This is a genomic window from Pigmentiphaga sp. H8, assembly GCF_003854895.1.
GTDB lineage: Bacteria > Pseudomonadota > Gammaproteobacteria > Burkholderiales > Burkholderiaceae_B > Pigmentiphaga.
Genome location: NZ_CP033966.1, coordinates 1,331,127 through 1,355,088, shown reverse-complemented (window position 1 = coordinate 1,355,088; position 23,962 = coordinate 1,331,127). Strand labels below are relative to the sequence as shown.

General features: G+C 69.0%; 22 protein-coding genes. 6 read left to right on the top strand and 16 right to left on the bottom strand.

The window, feature by feature from the left end; all coding sequences use genetic code 11:
* Positions 1–77: 77 nt before the first annotated feature.
* From EGT29_RS06445 to mdlC, 5 genes are all read right to left on the bottom strand, one after another.
* The gene (locus EGT29_RS06445) at positions 78–1,049 is read right to left on the bottom strand and encodes a FecR domain-containing protein (RefSeq protein WP_161567717.1); all 972 of its coding nucleotides are present in this window, start codon (positions 1,047–1,049) and stop codon (positions 78–80) included.
* Positions 1,046–1,585: a sigma-70 family RNA polymerase sigma factor gene (locus tag EGT29_RS06440; RefSeq protein ID WP_124688240.1), complete on the bottom strand. Its 540-nt coding sequence runs from the start codon at positions 1,583–1,585 to the stop codon at positions 1,046–1,048. Before EGT29_RS06440 ends, EGT29_RS06445 begins: the two co-directional genes overlap by 4 nt.
* A 133-nt stretch (positions 1,586–1,718) precedes the next feature.
* Positions 1,719–2,705 (bottom strand): tripartite tricarboxylate transporter substrate binding protein, encoded by a 987-nt coding sequence (locus EGT29_RS06435; RefSeq protein WP_124688239.1) that lies wholly within the window; start codon positions 2,703–2,705, stop codon positions 1,719–1,721.
* A gap of 79 nt (positions 2,706–2,784) precedes the next feature.
* On the bottom strand, positions 2,785–4,236 hold the full coding sequence (locus EGT29_RS06430; protein WP_124688238.1) for an aldehyde dehydrogenase: 1,452 nt from the start codon (positions 4,234–4,236) through the stop codon (positions 2,785–2,787).
* Between the two features lie 43 nt (positions 4,237–4,279).
* Positions 4,280–5,848, bottom strand: coding sequence for a benzoylformate decarboxylase (mdlC, locus tag EGT29_RS06425; protein ID WP_238160311.1), 1,569 nt, complete (start codon positions 5,846–5,848; stop codon positions 4,280–4,282).
* A 117-nt stretch (positions 5,849–5,965) separates the two neighbouring features.
* On the opposite strand from mdlC, the gene EGT29_RS06420 reads away from it, so the two are divergent.
* Complete coding sequence (locus EGT29_RS06420; protein ID WP_238160310.1) at positions 5,966–6,880, top strand: LysR family transcriptional regulator; 915 nt, start codon at positions 5,966–5,968, stop codon at positions 6,878–6,880.
* Here the strand turns inward: EGT29_RS06420 and glcF are convergent.
* The 6 genes from glcF to EGT29_RS06390 all read right to left on the bottom strand — a co-directional run bounded on the left by glcF (position 6,870) and on the right by EGT29_RS06390 (position 15,815).
* Positions 6,870–8,111: a glycolate oxidase subunit GlcF gene (gene glcF, locus EGT29_RS06415; RefSeq protein ID WP_124688235.1), complete on the bottom strand. Its 1,242-nt coding sequence runs from the start codon at positions 8,109–8,111 to the stop codon at positions 6,870–6,872. The two genes, EGT29_RS06420 and glcF, sit on opposite strands and share 11 nt — an antisense overlap.
* A gap of 18 nt (positions 8,112–8,129) precedes the next feature.
* Complete coding sequence (gene glcE / locus EGT29_RS06410; RefSeq protein ID WP_124688234.1) at positions 8,130–9,215, bottom strand: glycolate oxidase subunit GlcE; 1,086 nt, start codon at positions 9,213–9,215, stop codon at positions 8,130–8,132.
* A 9-nt stretch (positions 9,216–9,224) separates the two neighbouring features.
* Positions 9,225–10,721, bottom strand: a complete 1,497-nt coding sequence (locus EGT29_RS06405; RefSeq protein WP_124688233.1) for an FAD-linked oxidase C-terminal domain-containing protein — start codon at positions 10,719–10,721, stop codon at positions 9,225–9,227.
* 298 nt (positions 10,722–11,019) lie between these two features.
* Positions 11,020–12,438 carry an FAD-binding oxidoreductase gene (locus tag EGT29_RS06400; protein ID WP_124688232.1) on the bottom strand — a complete coding sequence of 473 codons (1,419 nt, stop codon included), beginning with the start codon at positions 12,436–12,438 and terminating at the stop codon, positions 11,020–11,022.
* Between the two features lie 54 nt (positions 12,439–12,492).
* A complete protein-coding gene (locus tag EGT29_RS06395) occupies positions 12,493–14,796 on the bottom strand; it encodes a molybdopterin-dependent oxidoreductase (RefSeq protein ID WP_124688231.1) in 2,304 nt (767 codons plus the stop codon).
* A gap of 35 nt (positions 14,797–14,831) precedes the next feature.
* Positions 14,832–15,815, bottom strand: a complete 984-nt coding sequence (locus tag EGT29_RS06390) for a tripartite tricarboxylate transporter substrate binding protein (RefSeq protein WP_124688230.1) — start codon at positions 15,813–15,815, stop codon at positions 14,832–14,834.
* A gap of 90 nt (positions 15,816–15,905) precedes the next feature.
* On the opposite strand from EGT29_RS06390, the gene EGT29_RS06385 reads away from it, so the two are divergent.
* Entirely contained in the window at positions 15,906–16,682 is a 777-nt protein-coding gene (locus tag EGT29_RS06385) for an AraC family transcriptional regulator (protein WP_124688229.1), read from the top strand.
* Positions 16,683–16,695: 13 nt separating this feature from the next.
* Positions 16,696–17,253, top strand: a complete 558-nt coding sequence (locus EGT29_RS06380) for a cob(I)yrinic acid a,c-diamide adenosyltransferase (protein WP_124688228.1) — start codon at positions 16,696–16,698, stop codon at positions 17,251–17,253.
* Positions 17,254–17,268: 15 nt separating this feature from the next.
* On the opposite strand, the gene aroG is transcribed toward EGT29_RS06380, so the two are convergent.
* The gene (aroG, locus tag EGT29_RS06375; RefSeq protein ID WP_124688227.1) at positions 17,269–18,342 is read right to left on the bottom strand and encodes a 3-deoxy-7-phosphoheptulonate synthase AroG; all 1,074 of its coding nucleotides are present in this window, start codon (positions 18,340–18,342) and stop codon (positions 17,269–17,271) included.
* Positions 18,343–18,617: 275 nt separating this feature from the next.
* On the opposite strand from aroG, the gene EGT29_RS06370 reads away from it, so the two are divergent.
* On the top strand, positions 18,618–19,181 hold the full coding sequence (locus EGT29_RS06370) for a M23 family metallopeptidase (RefSeq protein ID WP_124688226.1): 564 nt from the start codon (positions 18,618–18,620) through the stop codon (positions 19,179–19,181).
* Positions 19,182–19,199: 18 nt separating this feature from the next.
* Here the strand turns inward: EGT29_RS06370 and EGT29_RS06365 are convergent, their stop codons facing one another.
* Positions 19,200–20,063: an alpha/beta fold hydrolase gene (locus EGT29_RS06365; RefSeq protein WP_124688225.1), complete on the bottom strand. Its 864-nt coding sequence runs from the start codon at positions 20,061–20,063 to the stop codon at positions 19,200–19,202.
* A gap of 114 nt (positions 20,064–20,177) precedes the next feature.
* Here EGT29_RS06365 and EGT29_RS06360 point away from each other — a divergent pair, with 114 nt between their 5' ends.
* Positions 20,178–20,924 (top strand): pseudouridine synthase, encoded by a 747-nt coding sequence (locus EGT29_RS06360; protein ID WP_124688224.1) that lies wholly within the window; start codon positions 20,178–20,180, stop codon positions 20,922–20,924.
* Position 20,925: 1 nt separating this feature from the next.
* Here the strand turns inward: EGT29_RS06360 and EGT29_RS06355 are convergent, their stop codons facing one another.
* Genes EGT29_RS06355 through EGT29_RS06345 form a run of 3 tightly spaced genes read right to left on the bottom strand, consistent with a single transcriptional unit; the run spans position 20,926 to position 23,257 of the window.
* Entirely contained in the window at positions 20,926–21,882 is a 957-nt protein-coding gene (locus EGT29_RS06355; protein ID WP_161567716.1) for a tripartite tricarboxylate transporter substrate binding protein, read from the bottom strand.
* A gap of 35 nt (positions 21,883–21,917) precedes the next feature.
* Entirely contained in the window at positions 21,918–22,586 is a 669-nt protein-coding gene (locus EGT29_RS06350) for a GntR family transcriptional regulator (protein WP_124688222.1), read from the bottom strand.
* 14 nt (positions 22,587–22,600) lie between these two features.
* On the bottom strand, positions 22,601–23,257 hold the full coding sequence (locus tag EGT29_RS06345) for a DUF4286 family protein (RefSeq protein WP_124688221.1): 657 nt from the start codon (positions 23,255–23,257) through the stop codon (positions 22,601–22,603).
* 117 nt (positions 23,258–23,374) lie between these two features.
* On the opposite strand from EGT29_RS06345, the gene EGT29_RS06340 reads away from it, so the two are divergent.
* Positions 23,375–23,953 (top strand): amino acid synthesis family protein, encoded by a 579-nt coding sequence (locus EGT29_RS06340; RefSeq protein WP_124688220.1) that lies wholly within the window; start codon positions 23,375–23,377, stop codon positions 23,951–23,953.
* The last annotated feature ends 9 nt before the right edge of the window (positions 23,954–23,962 follow it).

Below are 23,962 nucleotides of genomic sequence, written 5' to 3'. Positions count from 1 at the left end.
GAAATACGTGCTCCTGATAGGGAGTCGAACGAACGCGCTCAAAAGGACAATCACCCGGAAAAAAAGGCCGCGGCCCGCTAGCGGCGGACGATCCGCGTCCAATAGCGGGTCCGGCGCCGGACCTCCACCGGAAAGGTGCGCCGCAGGGCGGCCAGCGCGGCATCGCTGTCTTTCAGGGGAAACGAGCCGGAGACCCGATAGCCGGCGACGGCCGGATCACAGCCCAGCCAACCGGGGCGGTAACGGGCCAGCTCCGCGACCACGTCGCCCAGCGGCCAGTCGGAAACGACCAGCACGCCCTTGGCCCATAGCGCTCGCGCGGGATCGGCCCGGGCCACTGCCTGGACTTCCCGCTCCGACATGACGGCCTCCTGCCCCGCGTGGATCAGGCGCGCCGGCGCGGACGCCCGGGCGGGATGCAGCAGGACCGCATGTTCGAGCACGGCGACCCGCGTGACGCGCGCCTCCAGCCGGACGGTGTAGCGTGTCCCGACCGACGTTGCCAGGCCATGGAGGGTCCCGACCCGGAACGGACGCCGCGCCGGATCGGCGGCCGTTTCGACCAGCACGTTGCCGGTCCGCAGCCAGACCAGGCGCTGGGTAGCGTCGAAACGGACGTCGACGGCGGCCTGGCTGTCGAGGACCAGACGCGTGCCGTCCTCGAGCACGAGGGGGAGGATCTCGCCCTTGGCCGCCTGATAGTCGGCGCTGGAAAACACCGGCTGCCGGGCCACCAGCAGTCCCCCGCCAAGCATGGCCAGCCCGCCCAGGCCCCGCAGCATGGCTCGGCGGCTGCCTGCCCGCGATCCGGCCAGGTCCAGCGCCGCCGCCGACATCTTGCCCGGCACGCTGCCCAACCGGCGTTGCAGCCGTTCGAGCTGGTCCCAGGCCCACTTGTTGTCGGCATTGCCATCGTGCCATTGGGCCCATCGTTCGCGCTGCGCGGCATCCGGCGGTTCCGCGCACAATTGCGCATGCCATTGCGCGGCCTCGCGCAGCGCCAGCAGACGAGGGGCGGAAACGGCACCCGCCGGGCCGGCCACCGTCACGTGGAGAACTCGCCCGCCCGCACCAGGAAGAGCAGGCATTGCTCCGTTGCACGAGCCATGTACTTCTTGACGGAACTTACCGTGACCTCCAGGCGCAGGGCGATCTCGGCATAGCCCAGTCCCTCGAGCTGCGACATCAGGAAGGCTTGCCGCGGCTTCGCGCCCAACCCTTGCAGCATCGCGTCGATCTCGCACAGCGTTTCGATCGCGGCCAGTTGCGTCTCGGGCGAGAACTGGACGGGTTCGGGAGCAAGCGCCAGCGCGTCCAGCCACGCCCGCTCCAGCGCCTGGCGCCGGAAATGGTCGACCATGACGCGATTGGCGATGGTGACGAGGTAGTGGCGCGGTTCATGCAGCACCGGCAACTGCCCTTTCGCCACGCCCGCCAGTATCCGCAGGAAGGTGTCCTGGGCGAAATCGGCGGCCATGTGCGTATCGCCCAGCTTGCGCCGCAGCCAGTCCTGTAGCCACCGCTGGTTCTCGCTGTACAGCGTCGATATGGACTGAGGCGACGGTGAAGTGTTGACGGCATCCATGGAGAATCGCCCGCCCCGCTTTTATGGATCTTAATGATAATGATACTTGTTCTTATTTAATAATCAAGAAGATCCATTCCCACCGAGGTGCCGCCACCGCCGCGCCCGGCCAGGCCGGGCGCGGAAGAGGCGGTCAATCGCCGACGATCTTGCGGTCCCGGATGATGGCGCCGAAGCGCTTGGCATCGTATTCGGCACGCTCGTGGAACTGCTCGGGCGTCATCGGCGCGGGGTCGCCGCCCAGGGCCACCAGGCGCTCGCGGAAGGCGGGCGTGCTCACGATCTTGTTGATCTCGGTATTGAGCTTGGCGACGATGTCCTTGGGCGTGCCGGCGGGCGCGTAGAACCCGAACACGGTATCGGCATCGAAGCCCTTCAGGCCGGCCTCGTCCAGCGTGGGCACGTCGGGAAACATGGGCGAGCGCGTCAGGCTGCCCACGGCCAGCATGTTGAGCTTGCCCGATTTCACGTGCTGCATGGCGATGCCCGGGTCGAAGGCGAAGTCGATCTGCCCGGCCAGCAGGTCCACCAGCGCGGGCGCCGCGCCGCGGTACGGGACATGAACGGCGCTCACGCCGGCCTGGCTCTGGAACATTTCCGCGGCCAGGTGGGGCGAGCTGCCGTTGCCCGGCGTGCCGTAGGTCAGCTTGCCGGGATTGGCCTTCAGGTAGTCGATGAACGACTTGACGTCGGTGGGCAGCTTGCCCGGCTTGACCACCAGGAACACCTTGACCTTGGCGGCCGCGGCCACGGGCGCGAGATCCTTGATGGGGTCGAAGGACATCTTGGGATAGATGTACGGATTAACCGACACCATGCCGCCGGAGCTCATCAGCAGGGTATAGCCGTCGGGCGCCGAGCGGGCCACCGCCTCGCCGCCGATGTTCCCGCCCGCCCCGCCCTTGTTCTCGACCACCACGGGCTGGCCCAGCACCTCTTGCAGGGGGCCGGTGATGGCGCGCGCGATCTGGTCGGCGGCACCGCCCGGCGGGAAGTTGACCACGACCTTCACGGGCTTGGTCGGATAGGACTGCGCCATGGCGCCGAAGGCCACCGCGCATCCCAGCGCGAGCGCGCTCCATTTGGCCGCGAGGGCCGCTTTGCCTGCTTGACGGTTCATGTCTGTCTCCTGTTTTGTCATGAACGAACACGGATGCCCGCGCCTCGCCCGACCGCAGCGGACGGCCGGCGCGGGGCGATCAGAACGGATAGTGGCGAGGCGTGGTCTGCACGGTGATCCAGCGCAGCTCGGTGAACTCATGGATGCCGGCGCTGCCGCCGAAACGTCCGATGCCGCTGGCCTTGACGCCGCCGAACGGCATCTGCGCCTCGTCGTGCACGGTGGGGCCGTTGACGTGGCAGATGCCCGATTCGATGCGCCGCGCCACCTGCATGGCGCGCGCCACGTCGCGCCCGAACACGGCCGAGGACAGGCCGTACTCGGTATCGTTCGCGCTGGCGATGGCGGCCTCGACACCATCGACCCGCACCACCGCCTTGACCGGCCCGAAGGATTCTTCGCCGTAGATGCGCATGTCGGGCGTGACGCGATCGAGGATGGTGGCGGGCATGAGCGTGTTCTCGGCCTTGCCGCCGCACACCAGCACCGCGCCCTTGGCCAGCGCGTCGTCGATCATGGCGTTGCAGCGCTCGACGGTGGCCATGTCGACCACTGACCCCAGGACCGCGGGTCCCTTGCGCGGATCCTGCAGCGGCAGCGACTTGGCCTTGGCGCCGAAGCGCGCGACGAATTCGTCGGCGATCTTCTCGTCGACGACGATGCGCTCGGTGGACATGCAGATCTGGCCCGAGTTGGCGAAGGCGCCGAAGGCGGCGGCGTTGACCGCGGCGTCCAGGTCGGCGTCGTCCAGGATCACCAGCGGCGCCTTGCCGCCCAGTTCCAGCACGACGGGCTTGAGATACTTGGCGCAGGTCTGCGCGATGATCTTGCCCACGCGGGTCGAACCGGTGAAGTTCACCCGGCGCACGGCGGGGTGCGAGATGGCAGCCTCGACCACCGCGCCCGCGTCCGCCGGGGCGTTGGTGACGAAGTTGACCACCCCCGCGGGAAAGCCTGCTTCGTTCAGCGCCTCGACGATCAGGCCATGCGTGGCGGGACACACTTCGGAGCCCTTGAACACGACCGTGTTGCCGCAGGCCAGCGGCACGGCCAGCGACCGCACGCCCAGGATCACGGGCGCGTTCCACGGCGCGATGCCCAGCACCACGCCGGCAGCCTGGCGCACGGCCATGGCCAGGCTGCCCGGCACGTCGGACGGGATGACCTCGCCGCTGATCTGCGTGGTCAGCGCCGCGGCCTCCTGCAGCATGCCGGCCGCCAGGTGCACGTTGAAGCCGGCCCACATGGCCGATGCGCCGGTCTCGGCGGCCATCGCCTCGATGAAAGCCGGCCCCTTGGCTTCGAGCGCCTGGGCGGCCTTGAGCAGCAGCGCCCGGCGCTCGCCCGGGCCGGTCTCGCGCCAGCTCGTGAACGCGCGCGCGGCGGCGTCGACCGCCTTGGTCATGTCCTCGGGAGCCGCGGCCGGTGCCCGGGTCGCGACCGAGCCGTCGAGCGGATTGCGGCGCTCGAAGGTGGCCTTGCCGGAGGCCTCGGCGGATTGGCCGTCGATCAGCATGGTCAGGGTTTTCATGTCAGTCTCCTGCTCTGGAAGAATGGGGATAGTGACGGCGGAATCAGGCGATTTCCACGTCCACCAGGATGGGCACCGGCGATGCCAGCGCTTCGCGCAGCACATCGGCCAGCCTGGCGGGATCCGACACCCGGATGCCCTGGCAGGCATGCCCGCGCGCCAGCGACACGAAGTCGAGATCGGGCAGGTCGGTGCCGGCAAGCGGATCCTCGGGCTTGAAGCCGAAGGTGGGGGCGAACTCCGTCAGGGCAGCATAGCGCCGGTTGTTCAGGATCACGAAGGTGATCGGCAGCTTGAGCTGCGCCGCGGTCCACAGCGCCTGGATGGAGTACATGCTGGAGCCGTCGCCGATCAGGCCGATGACCTTGCTCTGCGGCTTGGCCAGCGCGACGCCCACGGCGGCCGGCATGCTGTAGCCCAGGCCGCCGCTGCACATGGTGTAGAAGGTTTCGCTTTGCAGCATGGGCAGGTACTTGTGCATGACCGGCCGCGCGCTGGGCGATTCCTCGACCACGATGGAGGCGGGATCGCGCACCTCGGCCAGCGTCTGCAGCACGTACGCGACCGACATGGGCGAGGACGGCTCGGCGCGCGGCAGCGGCGCCCGCGGGGCCGGCAGTTCGCGGACGGGCGGCGACGTCCGTGCCAGCAGTTCGCGCACGCCCAGGCTGATGCTGCCCACCGCCGCGGTGCCCACCGGCGCCCAGGCCGCGACCTGCGGATCGTCGGTGAGCTGGACCAGCTTCGCGCCGGACGGCAGGTGCGGCCCGAAGCCCTCGACGTGATAGGTGAAGGCAGGCGCGCCGATCACGAAGATGCAGTCGTAGCCGCCCAGCATCGAGACGATCTTCTCGCGGATGGCGGGCAGGAAGCCCATGAACTGGCGATGGTCCTCGGGAAAGCCGCAGCGGCCCGACATGGGCGCGACCCATACGCCGGCCTTGTGGCGCTCGGCCAGTTGCAGCACGTCGTCCCAGGCACCGTCGCGGTCGACGGCCGCACCGATGACGAAGGCCGGACGCCGGGCCGCGTCCAGCGCGCCGGCGATCTCGGTCATGACATCGGGATCGGGCCGCAGCAGCTTGCCGACCCGGCGCGCCTGAACCGGCTCGCATTCACGCGACCAGTCGTCCGCCGGCACCGAGATCAGCACCGGGCCGCAGGGCGGCTGCATGGCGATGTAGTAGCCGCGCGCGATCGCCAGCGGGACGTCCTCGGCCCGCGCCGGCTCGCAGCTCCATTTCACGTAGGGCTTGGGCAATTCGGTGGCCTGCGCCGAATGCAGGAAGGGATCGAAGGGCAGGATCGAGCGCGACTGCTGGCCGGCGGTGATGACCAGCGGCGTGCGGTTCTTGTAGGCGGTGAAGATGGTGCCCATGGCATTGCCCACGCCGGCCGCCGAATGCAGGTTGATGAACGAGGCGTTGCGGCGGGCCTGCGCGTAGCCGTCGGCCATGGCGACCACCACGCCTTCGTGCAGTCCCAGCACGTAGTCGAAGTCGCTGGGAAAATCCAGGAAGAGCGGCAGCTCGGTGGATCCCGGGTTGCCGAAGATGGTGGTCATGTCGAAGGCGCGCAGCAGGTCGAGCACGGCTTCGCGGACGGTGGTCATGGGGGTCGTCTCCGCGGAGGGGTGGGTGCGGGCTGGGGCCCGGCGAATCCCGAGAGTATGGCGAGCACACCCTTGCCTGAACATTGCTTTTTCAGGAAAAAGTCATTACCTTTTGGCATGACCTTCGACATACGCCAACTCAACGCCTTCCTGGCCGTGGTCCAGCACGGCACGCTGGGCCGGGCGGCGCAAACGCTCAACATCACCCAGCCCGCCCTGAGCCGCACCATCCGCCGGCTGGAGGACCAGATCGGCGCCCCGCTGTTCGAGCGCTACGCGACCGGCATGATGCTGACCAGCTTCGGCCAGGCCCTGCTGCCCCACGCCACGCTGCTGCAGCGCGAGGCCGAACAGGCCACCGAGGAAATCGACGCGCTGCGCGGCCTCTCGCGCGGCACCATACGCGTCGGCGCGGTGGCCAGCGCGGTCAGCCTCGTGCTGCCCATGGCCATCGGTCGCGTGCTGGCCCAGTGGCCGAACCTGCAGGTGCACCTGGTCGAAGGCGTGGGCGATCTGCTGACCGACGCGCTGCTGACCCACGACATCGATCTCGTCATCGGCGTGTCGATGCCGGACACGACCGACATCTGCGTGATCCCCGACTGCGAATGGCACGACACCAGCCAGATCATCGCCGCGTCCACGCATCCGCTGCGCAAGCGCGCGCGGCTGCGGCTGGAAGACACGCAGGGCCACAAATGGGTGCTGCCGCCGCGCGGCACGGCGCCGTTCGACGAACTCATGCACCTGTTCGCCTCGCGCGGCCTGCCTCCGCCCGACATCGTGGTGGAGACGCGCTCCATCATCGCCATCAAGAGCATGGTGGCCCACGCCGGTTTCCTGAGCTGGATGCCGCACCCCATGTTCGAGGCCGAGCGCGGCGCCGGGCTGGTGGACGCCCTGTCCATCCCCGGCGTGGTCCTGCAACGCCGGTTGATGGTGTTCCGCCGCACCAAGGGCATTCTTCCCCAGCCGGCCGTCAAGCTGCTGGACGAGCTGCGGCTGATGTGGGCGCGGCCCGCTAGCCGTTGACCCGCTTGCCGGACAACGCGGCGTCGACCGCTTCTACCCAGTGCATGACCGGGGTCGCCGTGCCGCCTTGCAGATGCGCCAGGCAGCCGACGTTTGCCGACAGGATCAGATCGGGATCGGCCTTGTCCAGCTCGGCCAGCTTGCGGTCGCGCAGTTCGCCGGCTATTTCCGGCTGCAGCACCGAGTAGGTTCCCGCCGATCCGCAGCATAGATGGCTTTCGGCGAACGGCCGGAGCGCGAAGCCCAGGTCCGCCAGCAGGCGTTCGACCAGCGGCCTCAAACCCTGCCAATGCTGGAGCGTGCACGGCGGATGGAAGACCGGCCGCGCGGCCAGCCGGCCGGCCAGTCGCGGCGCGAGTTCGCCCGCGTGCGGCGCCAGGATCTCCGCGATGTCGCGCACCATGCCCGACACCCGCGCCGCCCGGCCGGCATAGGCCGGGTCGTCGCGCAGGTGGTGCGCATATTCGCGCACCGTGGCGCCGCAGCCCGAGGCGTTCATCACGATGGCCTCGATCCGGCCGGCGTCGATGTCGGCCCACCAGGCGTCGATGTTGGCGCGCATCTGCGCCAGCGCCGCCGCCTGCTGGTTCAGGTGGAAACGCGCCGCCCCGCAGCAGCCCGACCCCGCCGCGACCGATGCCGAGATCCCCACGGCATCGAGCACGCGCAGGGTGGCCGCATCGATGGCCGGCATCATGGACGGCTGCACGCAGCCCGCCAGCATCAGCACCTGGCGCTCGTGGCGGCGCCGCGGCACCGGACCCGCCGGCCGCCGCGGCGGCACCTTGGCCGCCAGCGCGGACGGCAGCAGCGGGCGCAGCGCCTGCCCCAGCCTCATGGCCAGTCCGAAGGCCGGCGTGGCCATCATCCGGCCCAGCACCGCGCGCTTGAGCTGGTCGCCGGGCGCCCTTTCCACGCGCGTCTCGACCAGGCGGCGACCGATATCGATCAGGTGCCCGTACTCCACGCCGGACGGACAGGTCGTCTCGCAATTGCGGCAGGTCAGGCAGCGGTCCAGATGCAGCTGGGTGCTGGCCGTGACCTCGCCGCCCTCCAGCATCTGCTTGATCAGGTAGATGCGGCCGCGCGGGCTGTCCAGCTCGTCGCCCAGCACCTGATAGGTGGGGCAGGTGGCGGTACAGAACCCGCAATGCACGCACTTGCGCAGGATGGCCTCGGCCTGCCTGCCATCGGGGGTGTCCTTGATCGACTCCGTCAACCGTGTCTGCATGGAATGGGTGGTTCGTGTCTAGAGGTCGGGATACATGCGGCCGGGGTTGAACACCCCTTCCGGATCGAATTCGTTCTTCAGGCGCCGATGGATGGCGGCCACGGGCGTCGACAGCGGATGGAACACGCCCGACGCCCGCGCCTCGTCCACCGACACGGCGCGGAACAGCGTGGCATGCCCGCCCGCCAGCGCGGCCGCCTGGCGCACGCGCTGGGGGGGCTGCGGGCCGCACAGCCACCGCTGCGCGCCGCCCCATTCGATCAGCGTGGGGCCCAGGCCCAGCGGCCGGGTCACCGAAGGCACCGACAAGCGCCACAGAGTGCGCGCGGCCAGGAAGGGATGCGTATGGTCGCGCAGCGACCGCCACCATGCCCCGGCCTCGTCGTCCGCCAACGCCTCGCCGCCCAGCGCCGCGCGCGCCGCGGCGATCGCGGCGCCGGAGCCCGACAGGCGGACGGTCAGGCACCCGGCACCGTCGCCGCCGCTCCAGGCCGTGGCGCTGATGGGCAGCGCCTGGCCGCCCCAGGCATTCATCCGGCGCAGCGCCGTGGCCTCGTCCAGCTCGAAACGCAGGGTGGCCTCGCAGGCGGGCCGCGGCAGCACCTTCAACGACACTTCCAGGATCGCGCCCAGCGTGCCCAGCGAACCGGCCACGAGGCGGGACACGTCGTAGCCCGCCACGTTCTTCATGACTTCGCCGCCGAAACGCAGCACGCGCCCCTGCGCATCCAGCAGGCGCACGCCCAGCACGAAATCGCCGACCGAACCGGCGCTGGCCCGGCGCGGCCCGGCCAGCGCCGTCGCGATGCAGCCGCCCAGCGTCGCGCCGTCCGAGAAATGCGGCGGCTCGAACGCCAGCATCTGCCCCTGCTCCGCCAGCATCTCCTCCACTTGCGCAAGAGGTGTACCCGCCCTGGCGCTCAGCACCAGCTCACTGGGCTGGTAGTCGATGACCCCCGCGTAGGGCGACAGGTCGAGCACGGCATCGTGGTCCACCGGCAGCCCGTAGAAGCCTTTGGTGCCGCCGCCGCGGATGTACAGCGACTTGCGGCCCACATGGGCCATCAGCACGCGGGCGCGAAGATCGGATAACAGAACGTCCATGGATGGGAATCAGAAGCGGGGGATTTCGGGAAAACGGATGGCATCGCGGTGCACATGCCGGCGTCCGTATTCGTTGCACCGGGCCAGCGTCGGGATGGCCTTGCCGGGATTGAGCAGGCCGGTCGCGTCGAAGGCGTGCTTGATGCCGAAGAAGACGTCCAGTTCCTCGCGCGCGAACTGCACGCACATCTGGTCGATCTTCTCGGCCCCCACCCCATGCTCGCCGGTGATGGTGCCGCCGACCTCCACGCACAGCTCCAGGATCTCGGCGCCGAAGCGCTCGGCCCGCTCGACCTCGTCGATGTCATTGGCATCGAACAGGATGAGCGGATGCAGGTTGCCATCGCCCGCATGGAACACGTTCGCGCAGCGCAGGCCGTACTTGTGCTCCATCTCGGCAATGGCCGACAGCACGCGCCCCAGGCAGCGGCGCGGGATGGTTCCGTCCATGCAGTAATAGTCGGGAGAAATCCGGCCCGCCGCCGGAAACGCATTCTTGCGGCCGGCCCAGAACAGCAGCCGCTCGGCCTCGGAACAGGAAACCTGCAGGCGCGTCGCGCCGCACTGGGCGAACAGCGATTCGATCCGGCAGATCTCGTCGGCCACTTCCTCTTCGGTGCCGTCCGATTCGCACAGCAGGATGGCCTCGGCGTCGAGGTCGTAGCCCGCGCACACGAAGGGCTCCACCATGTGCACGGCGCGCCGGTCCATCATCTCGAGCCCGGCGGGAATGATGCCGGCGGCGATGACCCGGGCCACCGCGTCGCCGGCCGCCTCGACCGACGCGAAACTGGCCATGACCACCCGCGCCACGGCCGGACGCGGGATGAGCTTGACCGTGACCTCGGTCACGATGCCCAGCATGCCCTCGGAGCCGACGATGATGGACAGCAAGTCCAGGCCGGGTTCGTCCAGCGCCGACGAACCGAGCTCCAGCACCTCGCCGTCCATCGTGACCACACGCGCCGCCAGCACGTTGTGCACGGTCAGGCCGTACTTCAGGCAATGCACGCCGCCCGAGTTCTCGGCCACGTTGCCGCCTATGGTGCAGGCGATCTGGCTGGAGGGATCGGGCGCGTAGTAGAGCCCGTGGGGCGCCGCGGCCTCGGAAATGGCCAGGTTGCGCACGCCCGGCTGCACCACCGCCTGGCGCGCCTCGGGATCGACCTGGATGATGCGGTTGAACTTCGCCAGGCCCAGCAGCACACCCTCGGCATGCGGCGTCGCCCCGCCCGACAATCCGGTACCCGCGCCGCGCGCCACCACCGGCACGCCCATCCGCTTGCACAACCGCAGGACCTGCCGCACCTGCTCTTCGGTTTCCGGCAGCACCACGACCATGGGTACCTGGCGAAACAGCGACAGGCCGTCGCACTCGTAAGGACGCGTGTCCTCTTCCCTGAACAGCACGCAGTAGTTGGGAAGCACATCGCGCAATGCCTGCACCACCTCTACCTGGCGCTCGGTCGCGATCGGGTCCAGCCCGATTTCTGTTGGGGCGTTCATGCACATCTCCAGTAACTTCTGAAGATAGCCTGCCCCCGCTTTCCCCAATAGTGGGATTACCCCCCCCTACGCCCTTCGGGCGCCCAGAGTGGTGGGCCCCCAGCCGCTACGCGGCAGCCCCCCAAGGGGGCCGGGACCCGCCTTGGGGCGGCGCTGGCGGACCGGCAAAGCCGGATCCGCAGCGCCCAGGATCAAAGCAAGAATGCGGTGCTCCGCACCAAGACAACCCCACCCAGACCACGACACGGTGGATCCGGCTCCGCCGGTCCACCGCCGTCGGCCCCCTGGGGGGCGCGCGTCAGCGCGTAGGGGGGGGCAATATCTTCCCGGGATTGAGGATATTCAAAGGGTCGAAGGCCTGCTTCACCTGCCGCATCAGCGCCAGCGCGTCCTCGCCATGTTCCTCGGCCAGGAACTGCATCTTGTGCAGGCCCACCCCGTGTTCGCCGGTGCAGGTGCCGTCCATGTCCAGCGCGCGCCGGACCATGCGGCGGTTGATGGTCTCGGCTTCGGCCCATTCGGCCTGGCTGTCCGGGTCCAGCAGCATCTGCACGTGGAAGTTGCCGTCGCCCACGTGTCCGACCACGCAGGTCGGGAAGCTGGCCTGGGCCAGGTCGGCGTTGGTTTCCCGGATGCAGTCGGCCAGCCGGGAAATCGGCACGCAGACGTCGGTGCTGGAGGCGCGGGCACCGGGACGCAATTGCAGGGTCGCGAAATACGCATTGTGGCGCGCCGCCCAGAGGCGGTTGCGGTCCTCGGGATGCACGGCCCATTCGAAATCCATGCCGCCGTGCTCGCGCGTGATCTCCTGCACCGTCGTGGCCTGCTCTTCGACCCCCGCCGGGCTGCCGTGGAACTCGAACAGCAGCAGCGGCGTCTCGCGCAGGGTCAGCTTGCTGTAGAGATTCAGCGCGCGGACGGTGGCGGTGTCCAGCAGTTCGACCCGGGCGACCGGGACGCCCATCTGTATGGTCTGGATGACCGCCGCCACGGCCGCGTCCACGCTGGGGAAGTTGCAGACCGCCGCCGAGACCGCCTCGGGCTGGGGATACAGGCGTACCGTGACCTCGGTGATGATGCCGAGCGTGCCTTCGCTGCCGATGAAAAGGCGGGTCAGGTCGTAGCCGGCCGAGGACTTCTTGGCGCGCCGAGCCGTGCGGATGACCTTGCCCTGGGCCGTGACCACCGTCAGGGACACGATGTTGTCGCGCATGGTGCCGTAGCGCACCGCGTTGGTCCCGGACGCCCGCGTGGCGGCCATGCCGCCCAGCGAAGCGTCCGCGCCGGGGTCGATGGGGAAGAACAGTCCGGTATCGCGGATCTCGTTGTTGAGCTGCTTGCGCGTGACGCCGGCCTGCACGGTAACGGTCAGGTCGTCGGGATTGACCGACAGGACCCGGTTCATGCGGGACACGTCCAGCGTGATACCACCTTCGATCGCCAGCACATGCCCTTCCAGCGACGAACCCGACCCGTAGGCGATCAGCGGCACGCCATGCGCGGCGCAGGCCTGGACCGCCGCCACCACGTCATCGGTGCTCTCGGCGAACACCACGGCGTCGGGCGGCACGGCCGGATAGGGGGATTCGTCGCGGCCGTGGTGTTCCCGCACGGACGCGTTCAGCGACAGGCGGTCGCCGAAACGGGCGGCCAGCGCATCGAGACAGGCCTGGGGCACCGGACGGCGCAGGGAGGGGGCTAAAGCGGGGGCATTCATGAATCGACAGCCTAAGGGTGGATCCCCCGATTCTACGCCCTGCCCCGGCCCCGATCAGGCCCGCCGCACCGCCGGCGGCACGAAAGCCGTGACCGGCGGCGCGTCGTCGAAACGCTCGACCTCGACCAGCGCGGTCTGCGCCATCGAACCCTGCGCCAGGCTCGAGGTGCCCTTGTCGAGCGTCACCATGTTCGGATTGCCGTGCTTGTCCAGCGAACCGGACTCGCCGCCCTGCAGCGGGTCGTACCAGGCACCGGTGGCGATCTGGGCAACGCCCGGCATCAGGTGCCCGGCCAGCACGGCCCCCGCCAGGAAGGCCCCGCGGTCGTTGAACACGCGGACCACATCGCCTTCCCGGATGCCCCGCGCCGCCGCGTCGTCGGGATGCAGGGAGATGGGCTCGCGCCCGGCGACCTTGCTCGCGCGGCTGGCCTGCGCCGGATCGAGCTGGCTGTGCAGCCGGGTAGCCGGCTGGTTGGACAGGAGGTGCAGCGGATAGCGCGCGGCCTGCGCGCCGCCCAGCCATTCGGCCGGTTCCAGCCACGCGGGATGGGCCGGGCAATCCGCGTAGCCATAGCCTTCGATCGTGCGCGAATGGAGCTCTATCCTGCCCGACGGCGTGGCGAGCGGATGGCCCTCGGGGTCGCGCCGGAAATCGTCCAGCAGGACGCAGCCGGTCTCGGGCTGGGGAAAGGCGAACTGCCCCGCCCGCCAGAACGCGTCGAATTCCGGCGGCGCGTAGCCCGACTCCCGCGCCTTGGCGGCCGCGACCGCGTACATGTGGCGCAGCCAGCCCATCTCGTCGCGCCCTTCGGTATAGGCCGCCTCGAAACCCAGGCGTCCGGCGACCTCGGCCAGGATGTCGAAGTCGTTGCGCGCCTGCCCCACCGGCGGGATCACCTGCCGCATGGCCAGCCAGTACGGGGAGTTCTCGTGCGCCAGGATGTCGTTGCGCTCCATGGTGGTGGTCGCCGGCAGCACGATGTCGGCATGCCGGGCGGCGGGATTCCACCAAGGTTCGTGGACGATGACCGTTTCCGGCGCTTGCCAGGCGCGCAGGAAGCGGTTCAGGTTGGTGTTGTGATGGAAGGGGTTGCCGCCTATGGAATAGACCAGGCGGATGTCCGGAAAGGTGATGGCCCGGCCGAAACATTCGATCTGCTTGCCGGGGTGCAGCAGCATGTCGGCGATGCGGCCCACCGGCACATAGGTCTTGACCGCGTTGGGCCCGAGCGGCAGCGTCGGGCGCGGCATGCCCTCGACGCGCGGCGCCATCATGCCGTTGACCGCGCCGAAGCCGATGCTGAAACCGCCGCCGGGCAGCCCGATCTGCCCCAGCATCGCGGCCAGGGTGACCAGCATCCACACCGGCTGCTCGCCATGATCGGCGCGCTGCACCGACCAGCTCAGGTTCACCATCGTGCGGCTGGCCGCCATCCTACGGGCCAGCGCGCGGATGTCGCCGGCCGGCACGCCGGTGATGGCCGCCGCCCAGTCGGCGCTGCGGGGCAGTCCGCCCTCGCGGCCCAGCAGATAGGCTTCGAAACGCTCGTAGCCTTCGCAATGGCGCGCCAGGAACTCCCGGTCGTGCAAGCCTTCCGAGGCCAGCGTATGGGCGATGCCCAGCATCATCGCGGTATCGGTATGGGGCCGGATGGGCATCCACTCCGAGCGGGACGCGGGCGGCTGGTCCGCGCGCGAGGGACTGATGGTCACGAACAATGGCCCGCCGCTTCCGGTACTCCGGTACCAGTCAGGGTTGTCGTGCACCACCGCGCCGCCGGGATCGAGCTGCGTGTTCTTCAGGGCGGCGCCGCCGAACATCACCATCAGTTCGGTCGAGGCCATGACCTCCGGCCACGATGCCACGAGATTGGTGATGTCCGAGCGCCCCAGGACATAGGGCATGATGCCCAGCGCGGCTCCGAAGCTGTGGTTGCCGCGCTTGTCCACGTAGCCGCCGTGCAGCCCCAGAAAACGCTTGAGCACGCTGGGTCCGTGGTGCAGCCGGCCGGCGCTGGCCCAGCCATACGAACCGCCGTAGATCGCCTCGTTGCCGTGCTCGGACTTGATCCGGGCCAGTTCGTCGGCGACCAGGCCCAGGGCCTGGTCCCAGCCGACCGGCACGAACGCGTCGCCGCCGCGCCCCTGGCCGTTGCGGTGGCGCAGGTAGCCGGCCCGCACGTAGGGCTGGTCGATCCGCAGCGGCCCCCGCACGATTTCCGGCAGGCCCCGCACGAAGCTGGCCGGATACGGGTCCGCATGGAACGGCACGGTATCGACGATGGCGCCTTGCTCGTCGGTCACGACGTCGTAGACGCCCCAGTGCGAAGCGGTCTGGGTGGTTCGGGTCGCCACAAGGCCTCCTGGAAAGATGGAACGATCGCCGGCCGTCAATCGGCCTGGATCTTCAATTCGTCGATCAGCCGCCCCAGTTGCCGGTAGTCGGCGGCCACCTGCGCCCCGAGCTTGCCGGGCGAGCCTCCTGCCGGCACCGCCGACAACGCCGCCAGCGCCTCCCCCACTTCGGGCAGCGCCAGCACCTGCCCCAGCTTGTCGTTCAGCCACGCCACCACCGGCGCCGGCGTGCCCGCCGGCGCGAAGAACGCGTTCCAGGCGCGCAGGCGCACGTCGGGATACCCGGATTCGGCGATGGACGGCACTTCCGGCAGGAACGGCGTGCGGTCGGGATCCGCCACCGCGATCGCCGTCAGCTTGCCGGCCTTGAGATACTGCCTGACCGGCCCGATCGTCACAAGGGCGACCGGAATGTGGCCCGCCACGACGTCCGTCACCGACGGCGCGACGCCCTTGTACGGAATGTGCTGCAATCCCGTCCCCGCCGACCGGTTCAGCCATTCGCCCACGATGTGCATGGGCGATCCGGATCCCGAGGTGCCGTAGGAGATCCGCTGGCCGCGGCGGGAGGCGTCGACGATGTCGCCCAGCTTCCTGAAGCCCGAACCGGGATGGGCGACCAGCAGCAGCGACGACGTCGTCATCTGAATGACCGGCTTGAAGTCCGCCACGGGATCGTAGCCGGCGGCGCCGGCCTGCTTGAGCACCAGCGGCGCCGTGGCGAAGGTCGAGGGCGCGAACAACAGGGTATAACCGTCCGGCGCCGCATGCGCCACGTGGCTGCTGCCCAGCATGCCCGACGCGCCCGCGCGGTTGACCACCAGCACGGGCTGCCCGGCCCGGGGCGCGAGCTTCTCGGCATAGAGGCGCGCCATGACGTCGGTGTCGCTGCCCGGTGGATAGGCGACCACGATAGTGATAGGCTTTTCCGGATAGCGTTGCGCGTAGCCGGCCGCGCTCCAGACGACCCCCGCGACGGCCAAGGCCGCGCCCAACCGCCGGCGAGTGATTTTCAACATGACGTTCCTCCGTGGTATTGCCGGCACTATAGGAATCGCCCGCCTCCTCCACTGGCGAGAAACCGTCAGTTTTCGACGAAGAACCGACACATGAATCCGCTGCCCGTACTCCTGCCCGTGGACATGGCGGGCGAGCCGCTGTGCGTCGTCGTGCGCGAAGGCCAGGCGGGCGAGACCTCGCTCCACACGCACGCCTGCGGACAACTGCTGTATCCCGAACGCGGCGCCACGCTGCTCCAGACCGAGCACCACCTGGTCCGGCTCGGCCCCAGCCGCGCCGCCTGGATCCCGCCCGACCTTCCCCACGCGGTGCTGATGGAGCGCCCCTACCGGTATCACAGCGTGTACGTGGACGCGGCCATGTATGCCGAGCCGGCCTTTTCCGTGACCGGCATCAGCCCCCTGCTGCGGGAGCTGATCTTCGACGCGGGGCGCTGGGACACCTCGCACGCCGACGCGCCATCGCGCCATTGGAAGACCCAGGTGATCCTGGACGAGATCCGCCAGGCCCCGCGCGTGGCGGCCGGCCTGCCCATTCCCGAGGACGCGCGCATCGCCCAGATCTGCCGGGCGCTGGAAGCGGACCCGTCGGATGGCCGGACGCTGGCGGAATGGGCGGCGCAGGCCGGGGCCAGCGAAAAGACGATGCAGCGCATCTTCGTCAAGCTGACCGGATTGTCGTTCCAGCAATGGCGCAACCATGCCCGCATGACGCGCGCGATCGAGCTGCACAGCCTGGGGCGCCGCATGCTCGACATCGCCGTCGAGCTGGGCTATTCCAGCGAAGGCGCCTATTCCCACGCGTTCAGGCAGTTCTACGGCTACTCGCCCAGCCAGTTGAAAAGAAAAAAGACGGAAGCACCCTGATCATGGAGCATTCATGGGACATCGATTGAGCGTGATCGCCACGCGCACCGGCGACGACGGCACCACCGGCCTGGCGACCGGGCCGCGGGTGGACAAGGACTCGCCGCGCATCGCAGCCATCGGCGACGTGGACGAACTGAACAGCGCGCTGGGCCTGCTGGCGACCGAAGCCTTGCCGCAGGACATCGCGCACGACCTGCTGGACATCCAGCACGACCTGTTCGACCTGGGGGGAGAACTCAGCATGCCCGGACAGGCCCTGCTGGCGGAGGCCCGCGTGGCGCACCTGGACGGCCTGCTGGCCGACTACAACGCCCGGCTGCCGCCGCTGCGCGAATTCGTGCTGCCCGGCGGGAGCCGGCCGGCGGCCCTGGCCCACATGGCCCGCACCGTGTGCCGCCGGGCCGAGCGCGCTGTGGTGGCGCTGGCCCGCGTCGAGACCGTCCACGCGCCGGTGCGGCAATACCTGAACCGCCTGTCGGACCTGCTGTTCGTACTGGCCCGCGCCATCAACCAGGACGCCGGCACGCCGGAAGTCCTGTGGCGCTCGGGCCGCACCCGGGGTGGCTAGCCCCGGGGCCTGTTGCTACTTGCCGCTGCTGGTCGCCACCAGCCGGCGCGCCTGCACCGCCTGCGCAAGGCGTTCGAGCACCTGCACCGAGGCATCCCAGTCGATGCAGCCGTCGGTGATGCTCTGGCCGTAGACCAGCGGCTTGCCGGGAACCAGGTCCTGCCGGCCAGCCGCCAGATGGCTTTCCACCATCACGCCGATGATGCGGTTGTCACCCGCTTCCATCTGGCGCGCCACGTCGTCCAGCACCTGGGGCTGGTTCTCGGGCTTCTTGCTGCTGTTGGCGTGGCTGGCGTCGATCATCACGCGCTGGGCCAGGCCGGCCTTGGCCATGTCCTGGGCAGCGGCTTCCACGCTGGCCGCGTCATAGTTGGGCGCCTTGCCGCCGCGCAGGATGACGTGGCAGTCCTCGTTGCCATTGGTCGACACGATGGCCGACACGCCGCCCTTGGTCACCGACAGGAAATGGTGGGGCTGGGACGCCGCCTTGATCGCGTCGACCGCGATGCGGATGTTGCCGTCGGTCCCGTTCTTGAAGCCCACGGGACACGACAGGCCGGACGCGAGTTCGCGGTGGACCTGGCTTTCCGTGGTGCGCGCGCCGATGGCGCCCCAGGAAACCAGGTCGGCGATGTACTGGGGCGTGATCATGTCCAGATATTCACACCCCGCAGGCAAGCCGAGGGCGTTGATCTCCAGCAGCAGCTGGCGGGCGGTGCGCAGGCCCTTGTTGATGTTGAAGCTGCCGTCCAGGTCGGGGTCGTTGATCAGGCCCTTCCAGCCCACCGTGGTGCGGGGCTTCTCGAAGTACACCCGCATCACGATCTCGAGTTCGCCGGCGAAGCGGTCGCGCTCGGCCTTCAGGCGGGAGGCGTATTCCAGGGCGGCCTTGGTGTCGTGGATGGAACACGGCCCGATCACCACCACGAGGCGGTCGTCCATGCCGTGCAGGATGCGGTGCAGCGCCTGCCGGGTGGAGTAGACCGTCTCCGAGACGTTGGTGGTGCAGGGAAACTCGCGCATCAGGTGCGAAGGCGGAGCCAGCTCCTTGATTTCTCGTATGCGCAAGTCGTCGGTGTTGTGGGACACGATCCTCTCCTGGATTTCAATGATGTCTGGTGTACATGTCTTGGGGGGTTGCCCCACCGTTTCGTCCAGGCACAAAAAAAGCCGCCAGGACGCTGGCGGCTTTTTTGGGGCAGGAATCCGTTAGATACGACGCTTCCTTTCCTCCGCCAGCGGCTTTGGAAATCCAAAAAAGTAAAAGTAAAAATACGTGGAAGCGTAGTTCATAAAATATATCGTAGCAGGGGCCGGCCGCTTCGGCAAGTGGCGGGCACCGTTCTTGCGGACGGCGGAAAACCATGGCTACGCACGCTTCCCCCTCCTGGGCACCGCCCCGCCGGCGGCGCCGCCGGCTGCTGGCCTGGACGCTGGCGGCCGCGGCGCTATGGCTGGGCTGGCCCATCGTACGCCCAGCGCTGGAGATCCCCCTGTACGGGCTGAGGCTGGCGACGATGCCCGCCCCATCGCGCCTGCCCGTGCCGGTCGAGGGAGTGCGCTCGCGCGACCTGCGGGACACCTGGAACGCCCCGCGCGCCGACGGGCGGCACCACGAAGGCATCGACATCTTCGCCCGCCGCAATACCGCCGTGCTGTCGGCCACGGAAGGCATCGTGACCCGGATCGGCCCCAACTCGCTGGGCGGCAACACGGTGTGGGTCATGGGCCCCGGCAGGCAGATGCACTACTACGCCCACCTGGAACGCTATGCCGACCTGCGGCCGGGTCAGCGCATACAGGCCGGGATGCCGCTGGGCTATGTGGGCAACAGCGGGAATGCGCGCGGCACCCCTACGCACCTGCACTACGGCATCTATGCGGCCGGGGGTGCGATCAATCCGTATCCGCTGCTGGCCGGGCGCTGAGGGTGCGTCCACGCAACCTCAGTCGAAGAACGCCCGCAGCATCCGGTTCGTCGCCTCCGCCTGCTCGAACTGCACCCAGTGCCCGGCATCGGGAACGACGCGCCACTGGCGCTCGGGCCGGCCGTCGACCCACCACGGCCCCACCCGGTCCGGATGCGCGGTCACGTCATGCTCGCCCCAGGCGAACAGGATGGGCATGGAAAAGCCGTCCAGGATGCCCTTGGTGGGACCGCTCTGCGACAGGGCCTTGCTGCGAAAGCGCGTGGCCTCGCAGGCCTGGCGGTGCACCGCGACGGCCAGCGCGTCGATGCTGTGTTCGTCGTGCAGCATCAGGACGCGCAGGTTGTGGCGCAGGTCCTCGAGCAGCGCCGCCTCGCCGCTTGCCAGCCGCCAGTTGACCATCGCGGCCTTCTGCCGGCGCGGCGTGCCGTGGCCGGCGGCGCCCAGCAGGGCCAGGCGCGCCACGTGCCCGCGCCGGGCAGCCAGGTGGACCGCGCACAGGCCGCCGAACGAGAAGCCGGCCAGGTCGATCGGCGTGTCGGCCCCCACGAGCTGATCCAGCGTCGCAGCCGTGGTCGCCACCAGGTGGTTCAGGTCGGCGGGCGGCGCCAGCGTTCCGGATTCGCCGAATGAAGGCATGTCCGGCACCCACACGGTGTGACGCTGCGCGAGCGCCGCCAGATTGCGTATCCAGTGCCGCCAGCTGCCGTGCCCGCCGTGCAGCAGCACCAGCGGCCTTCCCTGCCCGGCCGAGCGCCAGACGACGCGCGTGCCGGCATGCTCGGCCTCGTGGCGGACGGTGGCGGCCTCCACGGCGGCGATAGCCGCCTCGGCCTGGGCACGGTCGTCGTTCGGGAACAGGATGGGATCGATGTCGCTCATGACGGGAAATCGCGGAAGGCAGCCGGGCAAAGGCGCAAGCTTAACCCGCCGGGCGGCGGCCACGGCGCATCCACTACACTAGCGCCTCCGCATCGATTCCTTACCGTGGCCAGCATGTCCGAACCCGTCCGCCTGTCCAAACGCATGTCCGAACTGGGACTCTGCTCCCGCCGGGAGGCGGATGAATGGATCAGCCGTGGCTGGGTGCGCGTGGACGGCGCGGTGGTCTCGGTGCTGGGCAGCAAGGTGCTGCCCAGCCAGAAGATCACCATCGAACGCCAGGCCAGCGCCGAACAGGCACAGCGGGTCACGATCCTGCTGAACAAGCCGGTCGGCTACGTCAGCGGCCAGGCCGAGGACGGCTACCAGCCGGCCGTGACCCTGGTCAAGGCCAGCACGCGCTGGACCGGGGACCGCTCGCCCACCCGCTTCCAGCCCAGCCAGTTGCGCAGCCTGGTGCCGGCCGGACGGCTGGACATCGATTCGGTCGGCCTCCTGGTGCTGACCCAGGACGGCCGCATTGCCAAGCACCTGATCGGCGAGGACTCCACCGTCGACAAGGAATATCTGGTCCGCGTCCAGTACACGCGCCCTGGGCGTCTGCCCGACGGCGACCTGAAGCGGCTCAACCATGGCCTGTCGCTGGACGGCAAGCCGCTGCGGCCGGCCGTGGTGCGCTGGCAGAACGACGACCAGTTGTCCTTCACGCTGCGCGAAGGCAAGAAACGCCAGATCCGCCGCATGTGCGAACTGGTCGGCCTGAAGGTGGTGGGCCTGAAGCGCGTGCGCATCGGCGGCGTGGCGCTGGGCGACCTGCCGCCCGGGCAATGGCGCTATCTGCGGCCCGACGAACGGTTCTGACTCAGTCCAGCGACGCGCCCGACTCCTTGACCGCAGCGGACCACAACTTGTTGTCCGCGACCAGCTTCCTGGCGAACTCCTCGGGCGTATTGCACAGCACGCTGACACCGATGGCGGCGAGCTTGGCGCCGAACTCGGCATTGCGTCCCGCTTCGGCCAGGGAATCGGCAAGCTTGTTGACGATCTCGGCAGGCGTGCCGGCCGGGGCCGCCACGCCGTTCCAGGTCTCGGTCGTGAAGCCCGGATAGCCCTGCTCGGCAACGGTCTTGACGCCCGGCAGGTCGGCGGAGGGCTTGGTGCCGGAAGTCGCGACGATGCGCAGCCGGTTCGTGGTCGAATAAGGCAGCACCTCGGCCACGTTCGCGAAATACATCGGCACCTGCCCGCCCACCACGTCGGCGATCGCCGGCGCGCCGCCGCGATACGGCGCGTGGATCATCGACAGCTCCGCACGCTTGACGAACATCGCCATCGTCAGATGGCTGACCGACCCGCTGCCCGCCGAGGCATACGCCACCTGGCCAGGATGCGCCTTCACGTAGGACACCAGTTCGGGCAGTGTCTTCGCCGCGAAGCTCGGATGCACCGCCAGCGCGAACTCGTTGGTCGCCACGATCGACACCGGCGCGAAATCCTTGATCGGGTCGTAGCGCACCTTCTGCAAGTACGGCACGATGGCCATCTGCGGCGCTGTCGCCATGAACAAGGTGTAGCCGTCCGGCTTGGCCCGCGCCACGTAATCGGCGGCGATCGCGCCATTGGCGCCGGGCCGGTTGTCGACCACCACCGTCTGCTTGAGCTTGGCGGTCAGCCACTCGGCGGTGATCCGCGCGATGCTGTCGGTATTGCCGCCGGCGGCGAATGGCACGACCAGCGTGATCGCGCGCTCGGGCCATGCCGCGTGCGCGGCCCCCGCCATGGCCAGTGAAAGAAGAACTCCTGCAAATCGCCACTTCATTTTCATGCCATCCCCCGCCGTGCGTGGTTGAAAAATCAGGCTGCGTGATTCATTTCCCGGTAGACGTCGCGCGCTTCGGCCTCGGCCGCCTTCACGTGCGCCACGGCCACGGCGCGCGCCACGCGGGCGTCGCCTTTTTCCAGCGCGTCATAGATGCTTTCGAGCTCGCGCACGCTGTGCTTGGCGCGGCCCGGGCTGGCCATGGTCCGGGCCCGCAGGAAGTTGATGCGGGTCAAGAGGCCGTGCAGCACCTCGCCCATGACCGCGTTCCCGCAGCATTGGATGATCACTTCGTAGAAATCCGCCGTGGCCGAGATGCGCGTCTTCCAATCCTGCTGGTCGACGGCCGCGGCAAAGGTGTCGAGCGCCTCGCGCATGCGGCGCAGGTCGTCCGGCTTGACGCGTCCGGCCGCCAGCGCGGCGGCCTCGCCTTCGAGCAGCGCGCGCAAGTGATAGATGTTCTCGGCCTCTTCCCAGCTCAATTCGGCCACCGACGGCCCCTTGTTGGGCACGATGGTGATGAGCTTTTCCGTTGCCAGCACCCGCAGCGCCTCGCGCACGGAAGTCCGGCTGACGCCCAGCAGGCTGCACAGCTTGGCCTCGACCAGCCGCTCGCCCGGCTTGAAGTAGCCGCTGGTGATGGCTTCGCGGACCAGGCGCACCGTTTCCTGTTGCACCGAGCGCGGAGATATCTTCAGGTCCATGGTGTCGTCTCCGGTCACAGCGGCGGCAGTTGCCGGGCCTGATGGCGGTCGAACAGGTCGTAGGCGCCCTTGAACCAGGGCTGGTCGGCCAGGCGGGCGCGCCAGGGCGTGGCGCGGGCCTTCGCGCGGGCCGGCGACTCCAGCGCCCCGACGTCGTCCAGGTAGTGCAGCGCCAGCCGGTTGTAGCGGCCCGGCTCGCCGTCCTTGACGTGGAAGCGCCGCACCGCGCGCCACTGCGGGCACTCCAGCAGCAGCGGCACGTGGTCCTGTTCGTACCAGGCATCGAAATCGGCCAGGTGCTCGCCCGGCACGTTGAACCAGACGGCATACAGCACCGGGGCATCGAGCGCTTCGGGCGAGGCATCGCCCGCGCTGCCGATTTCCTCGCACAGGTAGCGCGTGAAGCCGGAGACGTTGCGCAGCATCCAGGCGGTTTCCTCGGACGGGTGCTGCTTGATGGCCTGGTAGGCGACGGTGCGCAGCGCGGCCAGGTCGTCCATTTCGTAGACGGCCAGATAGTTGCGCTCGGGCGCCGCGTACCGCTGGGCGCTGACGAAACCCCGCAGCCCCATGCGGATGGGGATGTGTTCGGTGTCGTACCAGCGGTTGAACTTCTCTTCCCACTCGGGGGCCGGCTTCATCTCCGAGAACAGAATGGCGCGTCCGCGCATAGAGCCCTCCTGGCCTTCATTGACTTTATGATTGTATGACAATAACATCGTCGAACATTCGGTTCAACAAGAATTTGGAACCCTCGCCCCGAGGGTGGCTGACGTCAGGAGCGACACATGCAATTGAAAGTACGCAGGTGGCAGGCGATCGTGGAAGAGAAGCTGGAGGAAGCCGGCCGGCCGGCCGACGCATCGCTGCGCAAGGCGGCCATCGTGGCCTTCGTGGAAAACCCCTACGCCGGCCGATACGTCGAAGACCTGTCGCCGATGATCGAGGCCAGCCCCGAACTGGGCGCCCGCATGGCCGCCCGGCTGCGCGCGGCCTATGGCGACCACCCCATCCTGTCGTACGGCAAGGCCGGCGTCGTCGGGCTGGGCGGCGAACAGGAACATGCCAACGCGCTGCTGACGACGGCGTCGGCCGAACCCCTGCGCAAGGAGATCGGCGGCGGCAAGGCCTGGATCTCGTCGGTGACCAAGATCGGCGGCCCGGGCACGGTGCTGGACGTGCCGCTCGCCTCCAAGGATGCGCTGTACGTGCGCTCGCTTTATAACGCCATGACGCTGTATTTCGCCGACGGCCCCCTGCCCGACGAGATCGCGCTGGTGTTCGCGGTCTCCAACCGCGAGCGGCTCAACGCCCGCGTGGGCGGCCTGCGGCTGCGGGACGTGCAGGGCAAGGACGGACTCGTTTAAGGAGCGCAC